Below are 15,814 nucleotides of genomic sequence, written 5' to 3' on the forward strand. Positions count from 1 at the left end.
TGCCTTGAAGAAGATCCTTGCCCGGCTCACAACGGTGGCGGTGGTGCTGCTGGCCTTTGTGCTCGGCTGGTTCGCCTGGGAGCATTACACCCGCGCACCCTGGACTCGCGATGCACGGGTGCGGGCTGATGTGGTGACCTTGTCCGCCGATGTCTCGGGGCGCATTGTCGCGCTGAGGGTTCAGGACAATCAGCATGTCGACAAGGGCCAGTTACTGCTGGAGATCGACCCGGCTCGCTACGTCCTCGCAGTGGAGCATGCCAAGCGTTCGGTGGAGGTTTCGAAGGCCACTCTCGGCCAATCCGAAGCAACGATTGTCGCCAGCGAAGCACTGCTGCGCCAGCGTCAGAGTGAAGAGCGCCGGCGGCGCACGCTCAAGCAACGCTTCGCGATTTCGGGCGAAGAATGGGAAAAGTCCAGCACAGAGGTGGCGGTAGCACAGGCCGAGTTGCTGCGTAACCAGGCCAACCTGGGGCTGGCGCAGGCCAATGTGCAATTGGCTGTCGCGGCCTTGACCCAGGCGGAACTGGATTTGCAGCGTACCCGGGTCGAAGCACCCGTCAGCGGTTACGTCACCAACCTGCTGACCCGACAGGGCGACTATGCCGCGGCCGGGGGCGCATTGTTGGCGTTGGTGGACAGCGATTCGTTTTATGTCAGCGGTTATTTCGAAGAAACCAAGCTGCCAAGAATCGGGGAGGGGGATCGGGTCAGGATCGAATTGATGAGCGGCGAAACCTTCGGCGGCACGGTACAAAGCATTGCCTTCGCCATCGCCGACCGCGAGAACTTGCCCGGCGGCCGTCTGCTGGCCAACATCAACCCCAGTTACACCTGGGTCAAACTGGCGCAACGGGTGCCGGTGCGGATCAGGATTGACCCCGACTATGCCGGCAAGGACAAACTGAGGGCGGGGACAACGGCCACCGTGACCGTGCAGGAAACCCGAACCTCCCAAAATCACCCCTGATCCCCCGTAGGAGCCGGCTTGCTGGCGATGGACGTTAACGATAATGCGTACTGATTGTTTCACTGCGGCGCACTTGAGACCATCGCCAGCAAGCCGGCTCCCACAATGGACCGTGTTGAGGCTGAAAATGAAGTAATCCTTAAGACCCCAAAAAAAAGCCCCGCGACCGAATGAGGCGCAGGGCTAAAAAATTGGTTGGTTGCGACCAGCCAAAAGAGCTCTATAACGTGTTACTTGCTGGCGATCGTCTCTGGTTGCCAACCGCCACCCAGGGCCTTGTAGATCGCGACGATGCCGCGATACAGATCGACTTCGGCCTGGGCCTGAGTGTCTTCCGCCGCCAGACGTTCGCGTTGGGCATCGAGCAGGACAAGGAAGTCCGCCGTGCCTTCGCGGTAGCGAATTTCAGCCAGGTCGGCTGCCGCGCGGCTTGATTCACTCTGACGAATCAGCGAAATCAGGCGTTGCTGGCGTTTGCCGTAATCACTGAAGGCGTTTTCCGATTCTTCAAGGGCCAGCAGCACTTGTTGCTCGTAGGTCGCCAAGGCGCCTTCGGCATCTGCGTCGGCACCGCGGATACGGGCTCGAACACTGCCCAGGTCAAACGCCGCCCAAGTGATACTTGGGCCCAGTGCCCAGGCGTTGGCCGCCGAGGATCCGATCTGCGAACCACGTCCGGCGGTCCAGCCGAGGAAGCCGCTGAGGCTGACCCGCGGGAACAGATCCGCCTTGGCCACGCCGATACGCGCCGTGGCCGAAGCCAGTTTGCGCTCGGCGCTGAGAACGTCCGGACGACGTTGCAGCAGTTCGCCCGGATTACCGATCGGCAGTGCCTTGGCAATCGCCGGCAAGTCTTTCGGGCTCAAGTCGACGGTCAGTTTGTCCGGACGTTCACCCAACAAGGTGGCGATACGGTTTTTCTGCCGAACCTGTTCGGCCTGCAATTGCGGCACGCTGGCTTCGACAGACGCCAGGCGTGCATCGGCGCGGACCACATCGAGCTGATCGCCGACGCCGGCATCGCGCAGGCTTTCGGTGATCTTGCGCGACTCCTGCTGGTTGTTCAGGTTGGCCAGGGCAATTTTTTCCCGCAGTTGCGCACCGCGCAGCTGACCGTAGGCGTCCACCAGTTCGGCAATCATGGTGACTTGCAGCTGGTACAGATCCGCTTCGGCCGCTTGCTGCTCGGCGTCGCTGGATTCCAGGTTGCGCTGGATGCGACCAAACAGGTCCAGTTCCCAGGCCATGTCCAGACCCAGGTCATAGCGTTCGCTATTGACCCGTTTGGTGGTCTGGCCCGGAATCTGGCCTTTGCCCAGATCACTGCTGACGCGGCTGGTGATGGTCGGCATGGCGTCATTGCTGGCGTCATCGCGGATTGCCCGGGCCGCTTTCCAGCGAGCGAAGGCGACGCGCAAGTCACGGTTGCCTTGCAGCGATTGCGTCACCAACTGGTTGAGGGTCGGGTCTTCAAACTGCTGCCACCAGATGCCTTCGAAACGCGAGCGGTCGAAGTTTTTCTGACCGGCAGCGCCATCGGTGGCGGTGGTGATGTTCGCCGGTTCGGTGGCCGGGGTCTTGTAGTCCGGGCCGACGGCACAGGCACTCAGGGCCAGTACCAGCAGGCTCGGCAGGAAGGCTTTCAGGCTCATTGTTGCGCCTCCAGTTTCAGGGCCTTGGCCGCTTTGCGTTGTTCACCGCGCTCCACAAAGTTACGAATCAACACGTAGAACACTGGCGTCAGCAACAGACCGAAGAAGGTCACCCCGAGCATCCCGGAGAACACGGCCACACCCATGGCGTGACGCATTTCGGCACCGGCACCGCTGGAGAACACCAGTGGCACCACACCCATGATGAACGCGAAAGAGGTCATCAGGATCGGCCGCAGACGCAGGCGGCAAGCTTCAAGCACCGCAGCCAGCGGGTTCATGCCTTCTTCCTGTTTGTCCTTGGCAAACTCGACGATCAGAATCGCGTTCTTACAGGCAAGTCCCACCAGTACGATCAAGCCGATCTGGGTGAAGATGTTGTTGTCGCCTCCCGAAGCAATCACACCGGTGATGGCCGACAGCAGGGTCATCGGTACGATCAGGATTACCGCCAGTGGCAGGCTCCAGCTTTCGTACTGCGCCGCGAGTACCAGGAACGCCAGCAATACGCAGAGCGGGAACACGAACAGTGCGGTGTTGCCGGACAGAATCTGCTGGTAAGTCAGGTCGGTCCATTCGTAGGTCATGCCGTTCGGAAGTTCTTCCTTGAGCAGTTTCTCGATGGCTTTTTCGGCCTGGCCGGAGCTGTAGCCTGGGGCTGCCGCACCGTTGATTTCAGCGGTGATGAAGCCGTTGTAGTGCATCACGCGGTCCGGGCCCGAGGTGTCGCTGACCTTGATGAAGGTCGCCAGCGGGATCATCTCGCCTTTGTTGTTACGCACTTTCAGCTGACCGATCTGGTCCGGTTCGAGGCGGAACTGCTGCTCGGCCTGGACGTTGACCTGATAGGTACGGCCGAAGCGGTTGAAGTCGTTGGCATACAGCGAACCCAAGTAGATCTGCAGGGTGTCGAAGATGTCGCTGACGGCCACGCCGTGAGTCTTGGCTTTTTCCCGGTCGATTGCAGCATCGACTTGCGGCACGTTCACCGTGTAGCTGGTGAACAGGCCTGCCAGTTCCGGCACACCGTGGCTCTTGGTGATGATGTTCATGGTTTCTTTGTACAGCTCGTCGTAGCCCAGGTTGCCCCGGTCTTCGATCTGCAGGCGGAAACCACCGATGGTGCCCAGGCCTTGTACCGGCGGCGGCGGGAAGATCGCCATGTAGGCTTCCTGAATCCCGGCGAACTGGCCGTTCAATGCACCGGCAATCGCACCGGCGGACATGCTCGGGTCTTTACGCTCGTCGAACGGTTTCAGGGTCACGAACACGATGCCGGCGTTAGGGCTGTTGGTGAAACCGTTGATCGACAGGCCCGGGAACGCTACCGCACTTTCCACGCCAGGCTGTTTCAGGGCCAGGTCGGACATGCGTTTGATCACGTCTTCGGTACGGTCCAGGCTCGATGCGTCCGGCAATTGCGCGAAGGCCACCAGGTATTGCTTGTCCTGGCCAGGTACGAAACCGGTCGGGGTGCTGGAGAAACCGAAGAACGTCAGTACCATCAAGCCCGCATACAACAGCAGGGCAATACCGCTGCTGCGGATAACCCGGCCGACGGTGCCGACATAACTGTGGCTGGCCTTGTCGAAGAAGCGGTTGAACGGACGGAACAACCAGCCACCGAAGATCTTGTCCAGCACCTTGGAGAAACGGTCTTTCGGCGCGTCATGGCTTTTGAGCAACGCGGCGGCCAATGCCGGCGACAGGGTCAGCGAGTTGAAGGCCGAGATCACTGTCGAGATCGCGATGGTCAGGGCGAACTGTTTGTAGAACTGCCCGGTCAACCCGGAGATGAACGCCGCCGGGATAAACACCGCACACAGCACCAGCGCCGTGGCGATGATCGGGCCCGTTACTTCACGCATGGCGCGCTTGGTCGCTTCGACCGGCGTCAGCCCGAGTCCGATGTTTCGCTCGACGTTTTCCACCACCACGATGGCGTCGTCCACCACGATACCGATGGCCAATACCAGGCCGAACAGTGACAAGGCGTTCAGCGAGAAGCCGAACAAGTGCATCACCGCAAACGTACCGATCAACGAAACCGGAACCGCCACCAGCGGAATGATCGAGGCACGCCAGGTTTGCAGGAACAGGATCACGACAAGAACCACGAGGATCAGTGCTTCGAAGAGGGTGTGAACCACCGCTTCGATGGAACCGCGCACGAAGATCGTCGGGTCATAGACGATGCTGAAGTCCATGCCTTCCGGGAAGCTCTTCTTCAGCTCCGCCATCTTGTCGCGCACTTCGTTGGAGATTTCGATCGCGTTGGAACCAGGACGCTGGAAGATCGGGATCGCCACCGCCGGCTGGTTGTTCAGCAAGGAACGCAGGGCGTATTGGCTGGAACCCAGCTCGACGCGCGCGATGTCTTTCAGACGGGTGATTTCACCGTTGTCGCCGGAGCGAATGATGATGTTCTCGAACTCTTCTTCCGAAACCAGACGACCCTGAGTGTTGACCGACAGCTGGAACGCGGTGGCATTCGGCGCAGGCGGAGCACCCAAGGCACCGGCAGCAACTTGACGGTTTTGTTCGCGGATCGCGGTTACGACATCGGTCGCGGTCAGATTGCGCGAAGCGGTCTTGTTCGGATCGAGCCATACCCGCAGCGAGTAGTCGCCCATACCAAACAGCTGCACATCACCGACACCGCCCAGACGCGCCAGCTCATCCTTGATGTTGAGCAAGGCGTAGTTGGACAGGTAGAGCATGTCGTAGCGTTTGTCCGGCGAGGTCAAGTGCACGACCATGGTCAGGTCGGGCGATGCCTTGTCCACGGTGATACCAATGCGCGTCACTTCTTCTGGAAGTTTCGGCTCGGTCCGGGTCACGCGGTTCTGCACCTGCACCTGGGCGTTGTCCAGGTCGGTGCCCAGCGCGAAGGTGATGGTCAGGGTGATCTTGCCGTCAGCGGTGGACTGCGAGGACATGTACAACATGTTCTCGACGCCGGTGATGGCTTGCTCCAGAGGAGCGGCCACGGTTTCACCGATGACTTTTGGGTTGGCGCCCGGGAAGTTGGCACGGACCACAACGGTCGGCGGCACGACTTCCGGGTATTCGCTGATCGGCAACTGGAACAGCGAGATGGCACCGGCGATCAGGATCAGCAGCGACAGCACCGCTGCAAAGATCGGCCGTGAAATGAAGAATTGGGAAAAATTCATCGGAGTCGTTATCCCTTAACCGCGTGGGGTTGCAGCAGCCAGTTTCACAACCGAACCCGGCGCGACCTTGGCAGGTGCGACTTGGGGCAGGTTGCTGGCTTCCAGCGCTTGTCGTTGTTGTGCGAGTGCCGCGAGGGTTTGCTCGCTGGCCATCGGGATCACTTCAGGGGTGACTGGCGACCCGGGACGTACCCGTTGCAGGCCCTTGACGATGATCGTGTCGTCCTTGTTCAGGCCGTTGCGCACGATGCGCAGCCCTTCGATTTTCGGACCCAGCTCGACCGCGCGGTAGGCGGTTTTGTTGTCGGCATCCATCACCAGCACGAACTTTTTACCGAGGTCGGTACCGACCGCTTCATCGTTGATCAAAACGGCGGAGTAGGTGCCGCTGCCGACCAGTTTCAGACGCGCATAAAGGCCCGGGGTGTAAGCGCCGTCGCTGTTGTCGAACACGGCGCGGCCACGGATGGTGCCGGTTTTCGGGTTGACCTGGTTGTCGACGAAGTTCATCACGCCCTGGTGCGGGTTGCCGTCTTCGTTGGACAGGCCGAGGTAAACGGGAGTGGTTGCACCACGTTTGCCCTGGCGAGCGAGTTGGGTGTATTTGAGGAACACACGCTCGTCAGCGTCGAAGTAGGCGTAGACCTTGTCGGTAGACACGACGCTGGTCAGCGCAGTGGTATCGGCGGTCACCAGGTTGCCGGCGGTGATTTCGGCACGGCTGACACGGCCGCTGATCGGTGCGGTGACGCGGGTGAAGCTCAGGTTCAGTTTCGCCAGGTCCAGTTGTGCCTGAAGGGCACCGACTGCAGCGCGGGCTTCTTGTGCAGCACTCGTGCGCGAATCGGCCAGCTCGGCGGAAATCGCATTGCTGGTACGCAGACGCTCACCGCGCTGGGCTTCGTTTTCGCTGCGGGTCGCATTGGCGCGCGACTGAGCGACCAGCGCTTCGAGACGGCGGACCTCGGCCTGGAAGGGACGCGGGTCGATCTGGAACAGCAAGTCGCCTTTCTTGACCAGTGCGCCTTCGGTGAAGGCAACGTCATCGATCTGACCGGAGACCCGTGGACGAATCTCTACCGTTTCCGGCGCTTCAAGGCGCCCGGTGAATTCGTCCCACTCATTGACCGGTTGTTCCAGCACCTTGGCGACACTGACTTTCGCCGCAGGCATGGTCGCGGCAGACTCCGGAGCCTTGCCGCAAGCGCTCATCACCACTACGGCCAGCAGGGCCAACGGGAAGCGCAAATGTTTGAGTGACTGTTCCATGGATGCATCCGCCAATGTATTGAGATGGGCGGATGATGCTCGGCGGGTTGGTGTCGCACGAATCGAATGAAGCGAAGGTAACTATCATTCGGAATGATATAAGCGCCGGGCGAGCTCTCTAGCATGCACCTCGGGCTGGAACGCGATCAATGTGTTTGACGGCAATTCTGTGTTGCGGGGAATGCAAGGAATCGGCATGGGACCGACTTGCCCGCGAAGAGGCCAGATTGTCCGGATCGTTGTGAGCACAAACGACAAGGCGTTGAGAAAGAGCGCTCCTTTTTACACCGATCTTAAAAGTCCACCTCTTCAATTTCCGATCCGATACACCGGTCGAATATCGTGGCCAGCGGCTTGTCATCACCAAAGTAAGAGGCAATACACGCGTCGATCCATTCCTGACGATCAGCCATCCCCCAATCAATCGAATAGCCAGCATTGAAGATGATGCATTCGAACAGGAAGCGTTAGGTCCGGCCATTACCTTCTCTGAAGGGATGCGCAACGTTCAGGGTGCCGTAGGATTCTGCGATAGATGAGACGAGCAGGTCGCGGGGGTATCCCTCGAACCAACCCGTTTTGGCAATTCTTGAAAACTCCTTTTCTACTTCCGTTTCAATAAACTCGGGACTACAGAACCTTGTGGCGCCTTTGCTGATCCCTAGCGTCCGGATTTCGCCAGCCCAGCTATAAACTTCATCAAACAAGGAGTGGTGCACTTGTTTCAAGGTGTCGAGGCTGTAGGGCGGCGGGATGAACTCCATCCGCGCCGAAGCAATCTCATTGAGGTAGCGTTCAGCTTCCTCGAGGTCGTCGGCATCACGCAGGTCAAGCAGATTTATCAGGACATCCGTATCCGGATAGCAATCCGGGGCTTGATCGGTACCGTACTTGTCGTCGCTCAAGCTTTGACATGCCGGACGGCTTTGAGAGCCGCCTCTCGAGTGGGTAGAGTGATCTCGCCGTCGCCAGGAGACGGCACGAAGCCTTCCAAGCGCAGACTGGCTGCGAAGTTGGCTTTACGGTGCTTGGCGAACCAGGCTTTCTTGGTCTGCAAACTCAGCTTTTCCATATTCGGCGTCCTGATATCGATGTTTGGCAATTATAGCTGACCGAATCCCTTGATAGGGGTTGATGGTCCAGTATCACATTGCCCCGATTACACCAGACTATCCGGATCCCCGAAGAACATTTTGACTTGGCTCTAGAACAGTGATTTCAGGCAGAAAAATTTCAAATATGCCCCCAGTTTTGCCCCCAGTTGATCTTCAGGCTCTGTTGAAGGAGGCTGTAGATATCGTCCTTGTAGCGCGCGTGTCGTAAGTCCTTCACTCCCAATGCCGACTTGATTAGCCGGAAGTCCGGAGGGGTAGGCTTTGTGATCTCAGAAGACTCGTGGAAATCTGAGCCGCACCGATCTGCGACCTGAGGAGTACCAGCCGTGAGGTGATCTAGGCGCGCATTGACTTCGAACCAAGCGTGGCCTCGCCCCACGTGTATCCTGGCGGTGAGGTTGCTATCACGAAGGGCTCGCGGCAGGTCTGGCAGCGGAGGAGATTGAGCGTCTGAAGGCAAAAGCCGAAATGCTGTTCCAGGCTGTCTCGGATTACAAACTCAGAGTGATGGGGTTGCCGTCTCCTACACTGCAATGACCGGCACGAGCGACACTGGAAGCTCCTTCTTACCCTCTACGCAGCGCTAAGTCCTGACAGTAATCATTGGCGCTGCCCAGCAACCAGGAGTGGACGGCATGTTGGTGAAGCTTGACCTGAATACAAATGACCTCGAAACCCTGCTCAGGCAAGCGCGAGGATTTCACCCCGAAATGGATGATGCGCGAGAGAAGCAGCGTCTCACAGACGCTCTCGACCAGCTGGCCGACGCTCTGGAAATGGCAATGGGTCAGTCACAGCTATAAAAAGCCATCTACACGGCATTGCAAGGCATGGCAATATGCCTCTATCGAGCTGGGCTGGTTAATCAGTCCAATCTCCAGACGCGCTTGATGGCGCCTGCGACCACGCACCCTGCATTCGAATTCATGTTGATGTTTATAAGGACTTAAATGGACTTTTACGTTGTTGGTCGAGATGATCGATTTCCCTCGACCGCCAGAAACTGCGCATATTTAAAATATGACCGATGGAACGACTATGATTTCGTGACGATGTTTTACGTCATCATCTACGACCAAAGCGGCGTCGAGCATGACTTAGGGAATGTGAAGATCGGTTTTCGCGGGCAGACCAAAGACACCAGTACCATGTCGAAGCTGCAGCGTCACTTTCCTGAACTGTCGGATGAGTTCTTTTCTCTTGGCAATAACGTTGAGTACTACAACAAGCTTGCCAACAGCGTACCTGAGCCGCTCGCAAAAGAGTACGTAGCGGGCATGAGAGATCTCGCGGCAAACCCTGAATTGCTTGAAAGCGTGATCGATGAGGAAGTTCTTTCTATATCACTGCTGCGAGACGTGAGTCTGCCGAGCATCAAGCAGCAATTCGTGCGCGTCTTGAGCGGTGGTGCGGTACGTACGAACTATGACTTCATTTATGAGAAATCAGGAGGGGAGGATACGGCAGGCATTGAGCTGAAATTCAGTGTGGAAGCCGACTCGGCACCTTCCAGCAATGTCCATGCACTCATTGGGCGAAATGGCATTGGTAAAACAACGATTCTCAACGGGATCGTAAAGGCAGCTCTCGGCCAGGGGAGTAATCAAGATAGGCTGTACCATACTGGGCAGTGGCACATGGAGCGTATTCCCATCACGCGTGAATATTTCAGCAGCGTCGTCTCTGTGTCCTTTAGTGCCTTCGACCCATTCAGTCCGCCGCCAGATCAACCTGACCCATCAAAGGGCACATGCTTTTATTACGTGGGCTTGAAACGACCCACTGAGCATGGTTACGAACTGAAGGGATCTTCGGAGCTTAAAAGCGAATATGTAAAGGCACTGCAAGCGTGCTTCAGAGATGATTATAAAAGGCGCATGTGGGAAAAAGCCGTAAAGAGCCTGCAGTCGGATGACAATTTTGCCCAGATGGAAATGCTGACCCAGGTGGAGCTGTCGAGTGCCAAGTACATTGATGCAGCCGAATTGCTTTTTTCCACGCTCAGCTCGGGGCATGCCATCGTCCTCCTGACCATTGCCAAGTTGGTTGAGCGGGTAGAGGAAAAAACACTGGTTCTGCTGGACGAGCCCGAAAGCCACCTTCATCCGCCTTTGCTGTCCGCTTTCATCAGGGCCCTGAACGATTTGATGCTCGATCGCAATGGCGTGGCAATCATTGCCACACATTCGCCCGTCGTGCTTCAGGAAATTCCGTCCTCCTGTGCCTGGAAAGTCAATCGAAAGGGGCTCTCTGCCGCCGCCAAACGCCCGCAAATTGAGACATTTGGAGAAAATGTTGGCGTACTGACGCGCGAAGTCTTCGGCTTGGAAGTTCAGCTGTCCGGTTTTCACACCATTCTTCAGGCTGCGGTAGACGAAGGCGAGACGTTTGACAAAATTCTTCGGAAATTTGATGGGAGATTAGGCTTCGAGGCCCAAGCTATCCTGCGAGCGCTTATTGCAGACCGTGACTCGAAGGCGAACGACAGTCATTCGAAGGCGACCCCATGAAGAGAATGAATATTCAGGACTACGAGCCTGACTTCTCCTTCCGCCAATGTGTATCGGCAATTAACGAAGTATCTGACAGAGATCGGATGCTGAGCGAGATAGAATTTTTCAAGACCGCGGCGCTGGCTTACCTTGAGCATGCAAAAGCAGGCTCAGCCTGTACGATTCCTCCTTTACGAACAGCGAGAGGGGAGGATCCAATTGTCGTCGCTGACATAAAAAAGTCCGAGCTTGTCAAACTGTATGAATACTACATGGTGAAACGAGAGCCTGGACGCTCCCTTTATAACGCCATTCTAGTATCTGCTCATGATGTTTGCCCTCTTTGTGGGCTGGCTACGGATGTTAAGACACTCGATCATTATCTGCCAAAGGCAAACTACCCGCAGCTTTCCGTGCTGCCTTACAATCTCGTGCCTGCCTGTAGGGACTGCAATACTGATAAGGGCAATCCGATCATCACCGATCCTGCGCAACAGCATATCCACCCTTATTACGATCAGGCGTGCTTCCACGAGGACACATGGATCAAAGCCGAGGTCACTCACGAAACGCCCTGCGCTATTCAGTATAAAGTGTGCCCGCCTGATGAGTGGCTGGAGGTGAATAAAAAGCGAGCTTCGAATCACTTCGATTTTTTCAACATCGCGCGGCGTTATCGGGTGCGCGCTGCCGAAGACTTGGGAACCCTGGTTGATCAGCGAAGAGGCCATATGAAAAACCTGGCGCCTGAGGTGTTCCGTGAACAACTGCGTTCCGTTGCGCAAAGCCAAAGCCTACCCGCTAATCATTGGAGAAAGGTTATGTATAGGGCTTTGGTGGATGATGAATGGTTCTGCAGTGCTGAGTTATGAATCGAGCCGTAGTTATCGCAGCAGGACTGATGGCCCGGGAGCGTAAGCTTTGACCACCAAGGTGGTCGTGAACAAGTGAATGAGTGGCAGGGCGCCAAGCCAGCACTCGATGCTTTTGTCCAGTTTGAGTTGAGGCGCCTACCACTTGGTACCGCGCCGCAACTCATGACGGACGCACATGAGTCGGAGGACGATGGAGCATCCACCGTCTTTTCAGAGCAGGTCTGCATGTCAACCTGCGGGCGATACTAGACCGCAGTTGACTCTGAAAATCCTGGGGCAAGCAGTGCGTTATCCACGCCTACAAGCACCTCATGATTCCTGAGCCACAGTCGGTACTCTGGGCCTCTGAGGCTGTGATCAGGTGAGCAGTCAACACTCCACTGGCGCAGGGTGTAGCCGGCAGTCAGCGCTTGAACAGTCATCCTCAGCACGCCCTCCTGCATCTCGTAGTCCAAGTGAGTTACTTCAGGTCGAGGTTGGTCAGGATGATGCACCATTTCCAGCGTCACCTGATGGTTCCATTGGTTATCGGATTCCCGCGTTTCATAGTCCAGTGGCACGTCGTTATCGAGAATCCGCGGCTCGATGATCCGGGTGACAACAAAGTCCCGGAACTCTTGCGTTTTTCGATCAAAGCCACGTACATGCCATCGCAGCCCGTTGTCTACCAGCACATGCGGCACAATTACGCGGTCGCTTGCACCGCTTAAAGACTCGTAACGGATGAGTATGGGCTGCCGTTGAAAGATGGCCCGCGTCACTACGCCCAGCGTTTCAAGGCTTGGATTACCCAGGCGTGCGGGCTGCAGAGCAGGCACCCCTGCGGCCCACACACCAGGAAAACCGTCCGCAAACCCCTGAGACAGCCAAGTCATTACCCGTTGCGAGCTGAAGCTGTACATGGGCTTGAAGCTCGGGGTTATGAAAAAGGTCTTGGCGCTGACGTCGTAGCTCAAGTTGCCTGGATTCAAGCTGGTATACAGGGCCAGATCCCGGGTCGCTGACGCAGCCTTTATCTGGAAACGCCTCACCAGCATCTGCCGTCGCACTTCCCCTAGAAACCACAGGTTCAGCTCGATGTAGGCAAGGCGCTCCTGCTGCGCCTGCGAGTGATCTGCAATGTCTTTGGTCATCAAATCGTCTACGTTCTATTTTCTGGTTGCGATGCTTAGAGGCATAAAGCTAGTATCCGTCATACCACCTCATAATGATTCGGTTCTGGCTTGGCCGGTGCCGACGGCTCGACAAGGAATTCGTGGGCTGAATATGAACGACCTTTCTAACATGGCAGAGCCTCCTGACACGAGGAATGGTGACCTGGTCGATCTGACAGCCCACCAACGCAACTTGCTGCTCTTGCGCCCGATTTTGCGCCTTGACGTCAATAAGTCGATGCACCGCGGTGACGATGATTCCAAGGTGTTGGAGGGGCTGGATACCAATTACCTCTGCCTTGCCTCGCTTTTTTACATGATGGAAGGTGCTGCAATTAATCAGGGGTACACCCTCACCGAGGTACGTGAGCACTTGATGGTCACCGCCGGCAGTATGCGCGCCGAGCTCAGCGAGCCCGCCAGATTGCGTGTGGCGGAAGTCGTGCTGGATACGTTGGCCAAGGGACTGTCATCGCGACGTTCCTCTACATGCTGGTCAGTCATATGCGTGTGAGCACACAGACACAAGCAAAACGCGGCGGTGGCGGGCCCTTGCTTCTGGACAACCCCTTCGCAAACGTTCAGACCAGAGCCCTCATCGATGCGCAGAGAAAGCTGGCAACCAGCCTCGGTATCCAGCTGATCTGCTTTACCGCCAATGCGGATGCCAACATCCTCGAAGGGTTCAGGCGGATCATCCGGCTTCGTAAGGCCGGCGTTAATAGCAAGACAAAACGCACGCATATCGAGATGGCCAGGGCGACCTTTGCTGAGGCGGCGGTATAACCATGAGCGCTGCATTTTTGAAAACGCTTAGGCTGGAAGCAGGGAAGCGCGTGACGCTACCGACGCTCAGAACCCTCTGGCTTGCAGCTTATCCGGAGCAGGTCGAGACGCCGAACCGGGATGCTCAATTGCTCGAAGCGTTGCGGCTAGGAGAGTCGGAGGGTTTGCTGAAACTACCCGGCGCGGGGGGCTTCGAAAAGCTTGGCCACCCTCCAATGCCCAAGGCCATTACCTTGTTGCGAGAAGAAAAGCAGAAGTCAACATTCGACTACAACAGCGTTTCATGGCTGCCGGAGATTGGGTTCTGGCCTAGCCTGTCACTGAGCGAGCAAGCAACAGCTTTTATGGTTAACGAGTGGCTGATCAAGCGCCGCGGTCGATTCCTGCAGGTGCCGTTGCGTGAGCGGTCGCTGGAAATTTTCGGGGATGAGAAATTTCTCGACGCCCGGGTGCGCAATGGAGCGCTCTTTGGTGGTCGCATGCCCTTAAGTGTCATCGGAGCGATGCGGGTTGAGCACCCGCTTGCTTACCGACCTTCAGACGCCGTTGGAGCACCTGTGCTCGTGGTCGAAAACCACCACACGTTCTGGAGCCTGGGAGAGTGGAACGAGCAGGCCAAGCGCTACAGCGCCATCGTCTATGGTGGTGGAAATACGATTTGCGCGTCCGGTCTGGCTTTGCTGGAGGTCATGAGAGAGAGAGATGCCCAAAGTGCAGAGTACTTCGGTGACATCGATCCTGAAGGCCTGAATATTCCCTTAAAATTCAATCGGTTGCATCAACTTCAATTGACGCCGAGCATTGGCTTTTACCGCCTATTGCTAGAAGTGGGGCGGCGCCGGGATTCTGTGTCACTGAACGCTGAACACCGACATTTAGTGAAATCTTGGTTGCCGGATTTCGCTGGGCAGATAACTGAGCTCTGGGAGGAGGGGTACTGGTTACCTCAAGAAGGTGTAGGGCTGGAACAACTGATGGAAAGCTGATACTCAACGCCAACGCGTAACGCTGGAAATAACGTAATGAAGGTTCTAGGACGGGGAATCCGAGACTCGACCTCAGCCATTGTTTCGCTATCCTCCCGGATCGCAAATGATAGGGAACCTCGCTGTGAACATTGCTGATCTCATTGACAACGGGTGAGTTTTCGATGAAGGAGACTGTTGGACCTTAGGCTGGGGGCATCCTTTTCAAACCATCCAAAGCATGCCCTCAGATGTGCCCCCAATGTAGCAATCCACCGGAAGTGAATGGAACTCCATGGTTTGTGGAAAGGCAGAAATGATCAGCCGAACAGCCTGCCAGACGACGTCTAAAGACTCTCAGGATCCCCAAAGAACATCTGAATCCGCGACCTCAACCAACGCTCACCCGGGTCATTGTCCTGCGAGCCACGCCACGCCATGTGCAATTCAAAACTGCGCACCGGCAACGGCGGATCTTCCGCCCGCACACCGCCTGCTGCCGTCAACGCGTCAGCCGTGTAATCCGGCACCGTCGCGACGATATCCGTCCCGCTGAGGAGCGTGCTGAGTCCGTTGAACTGCGGCACCGCGAGTACCACGTGACGTTTGCGCCCGAGCTTTTCCAGTTCCTCGTCGATAAAGCCGCTCAAGTCACCGGCGAACGACACCAGCGCATGGGGGCGGGCGCAGAAATCATCCAGGCTCAACGGGCCCGGCACTGTATCGGCACGCAACAGTTTGGGCATGCTGCGGCGCAGCACTTTACGCTTGGCGTTGGCCGGCAAGTCGGCGGTGTAGCTGACGCCGATTGAAATCTCGCCCGAGGCCAGCAGGCTTGGCATCAGGATGTAGTTGGCCCGCCGCACCACCAGCACAATCCCGGGCGATTCGGCGCGCAGGCGCTTGAGCAGCATTGGCAGCAACGCGAACTCGACATCGTCCGACAGGCCGATGCGGAACACCGCCGTACTGGTCGCCGGGTCGAACTCTGCTGCGCGGCTGACAGCCGTGGAAATCGAATCCAGGGCCGGGGAGAGCAGGGCGAAGATCTCCACCGCCCGCGCGGACGGTTCCATGCTGCGCCCGGTTCGCACGAACAATGGATCATCGAACAGCCCGCGCAGGCGCGAGAGCGCCGCACTGATCGCCGGCTGACCGAGGAACAATTTCTCCGCAGCGCGGGTCACACTGCGTTCGTGCATCAGTGTTTCGAAAACGATCAACAGGTTCAGGTCGACACGACGCAGGTCATTACGATTCATCTGGAGTCCTGGCAGAGTCATCAAGCTTGACGGGAGCAGCCATATGAGAACAATGGCCGGCATGAATATTACGGGGAAAGGCTGCTACTCTGCACCGA

General features: G+C 57.2%; 14 protein-coding genes. 7 read left to right on the top strand and 7 right to left on the bottom strand.

The genetic code is table 11. From position 1 onward, the window contains the following. Nucleotides 1–4 precede the first annotated feature (4 nt). Nucleotides 5–970 (top strand): HlyD family secretion protein, encoded by a 966-nt coding sequence (locus IB245_RS07295; RefSeq protein WP_192227137.1) that lies wholly within the window; start codon nucleotides 5–7, stop codon nucleotides 968–970. A gap of 230 nt (nucleotides 971–1,200) precedes the next feature. Here IB245_RS07295 and IB245_RS07300 read toward each other — a convergent pair whose 3' ends face one another. From IB245_RS07300 to IB245_RS07320, 5 genes are all read right to left on the bottom strand, one after another. Then, nucleotides 1,201–2,622 (bottom strand): efflux transporter outer membrane subunit, encoded by a 1,422-nt coding sequence (locus tag IB245_RS07300; protein ID WP_192227138.1) that lies wholly within the window; start codon nucleotides 2,620–2,622, stop codon nucleotides 1,201–1,203. Then, nucleotides 2,619–5,798, bottom strand: a complete 3,180-nt coding sequence (locus IB245_RS07305; protein ID WP_192227139.1) for an efflux RND transporter permease subunit — start codon at nucleotides 5,796–5,798, stop codon at nucleotides 2,619–2,621. Before IB245_RS07305 ends, IB245_RS07300 begins: the two co-directional genes overlap by 4 nt. A 15-nt stretch (nucleotides 5,799–5,813) precedes the next feature. Then, nucleotides 5,814–7,067, bottom strand: a complete 1,254-nt coding sequence (gene mexE, locus IB245_RS07310; protein WP_008026285.1) for a multidrug efflux RND transporter periplasmic adaptor subunit MexE — start codon at nucleotides 7,065–7,067, stop codon at nucleotides 5,814–5,816. Nucleotides 7,068–7,534: 467 nt separating this feature from the next. Then, nucleotides 7,535–7,972 carry a Fic/DOC family protein gene (locus tag IB245_RS07315; RefSeq protein WP_318652957.1) on the bottom strand — a complete coding sequence of 146 codons (438 nt, stop codon included), beginning with the start codon at nucleotides 7,970–7,972 and terminating at the stop codon, nucleotides 7,535–7,537. Further along, on the bottom strand, nucleotides 7,969–8,139 hold the full coding sequence (locus IB245_RS07320) for a YhfG family protein (protein WP_192227140.1): 171 nt from the start codon (nucleotides 8,137–8,139) through the stop codon (nucleotides 7,969–7,971). The genes IB245_RS07315 and IB245_RS07320 overlap by 4 nt, the downstream gene beginning before the upstream one ends. Before the next feature lie 678 nt (nucleotides 8,140–8,817). On the opposite strand from IB245_RS07320, the gene IB245_RS07325 reads away from it, so the two are divergent. The 3 genes from IB245_RS07325 to IB245_RS07335 all read left to right on the top strand — a co-directional run bounded on the left by IB245_RS07325 (nucleotide 8,818) and on the right by IB245_RS07335 (nucleotide 11,546). After that, nucleotides 8,818–8,985, top strand: a complete 168-nt coding sequence (locus tag IB245_RS07325) for a hypothetical protein (protein ID WP_192227141.1) — start codon at nucleotides 8,818–8,820, stop codon at nucleotides 8,983–8,985. 147 nt (nucleotides 8,986–9,132) lie between these two features. Further along, nucleotides 9,133–10,692 (top strand): AAA family ATPase, encoded by a 1,560-nt coding sequence (locus IB245_RS07330; RefSeq protein ID WP_192227142.1) that lies wholly within the window; start codon nucleotides 9,133–9,135, stop codon nucleotides 10,690–10,692. After that, a complete protein-coding gene (locus tag IB245_RS07335) occupies nucleotides 10,689–11,546 on the top strand; it encodes an HNH endonuclease (protein WP_224794831.1) in 858 nt (285 codons plus the stop codon). The genes IB245_RS07330 and IB245_RS07335 overlap by 4 nt, the downstream gene beginning before the upstream one ends. A 248-nt stretch (nucleotides 11,547–11,794) precedes the next feature. Here IB245_RS07335 and IB245_RS07340 read toward each other — a convergent pair whose 3' ends face one another. Then, nucleotides 11,795–12,685 (bottom strand): helix-turn-helix transcriptional regulator, encoded by an 891-nt coding sequence (locus IB245_RS07340; protein WP_192227143.1) that lies wholly within the window; start codon nucleotides 12,683–12,685, stop codon nucleotides 11,795–11,797. Between the two features lie 130 nt (nucleotides 12,686–12,815). On the opposite strand from IB245_RS07340, the gene IB245_RS07345 reads away from it, so the two are divergent. Genes IB245_RS07345 through IB245_RS07355 form a run of 3 tightly spaced genes read left to right on the top strand, consistent with a single transcriptional unit; the run spans nucleotide 12,816 to nucleotide 14,475 of the window. Then, on the top strand, nucleotides 12,816–13,217 hold the full coding sequence (locus tag IB245_RS07345; RefSeq protein ID WP_192227144.1) for a hypothetical protein: 402 nt from the start codon (nucleotides 12,816–12,818) through the stop codon (nucleotides 13,215–13,217). After that, complete coding sequence (locus IB245_RS07350) at nucleotides 13,193–13,489, top strand: hypothetical protein (RefSeq protein ID WP_192227145.1); 297 nt, start codon at nucleotides 13,193–13,195, stop codon at nucleotides 13,487–13,489. The genes IB245_RS07345 and IB245_RS07350 overlap by 25 nt, the downstream gene beginning before the upstream one ends. Before the next feature lie 2 nt (nucleotides 13,490–13,491). After that, entirely contained in the window at nucleotides 13,492–14,475 is a 984-nt protein-coding gene (locus tag IB245_RS07355) for a Wadjet anti-phage system protein JetD domain-containing protein (protein WP_225609822.1), read from the top strand. 326 nt (nucleotides 14,476–14,801) lie between these two features. Here the strand turns inward: IB245_RS07355 and IB245_RS07360 are convergent, their stop codons facing one another. Then, a complete protein-coding gene (locus IB245_RS07360; RefSeq protein WP_223451505.1) occupies nucleotides 14,802–15,716 on the bottom strand; it encodes a LysR family transcriptional regulator in 915 nt (304 codons plus the stop codon). Nucleotides 15,717–15,814: the final 98 nt, after the last annotated feature.

The organism is Pseudomonas sp. PDM02 (assembly GCF_014852285.1).
Lineage (GTDB): Bacteria > Pseudomonadota > Gammaproteobacteria > Pseudomonadales > Pseudomonadaceae > Aquipseudomonas > Aquipseudomonas migulae.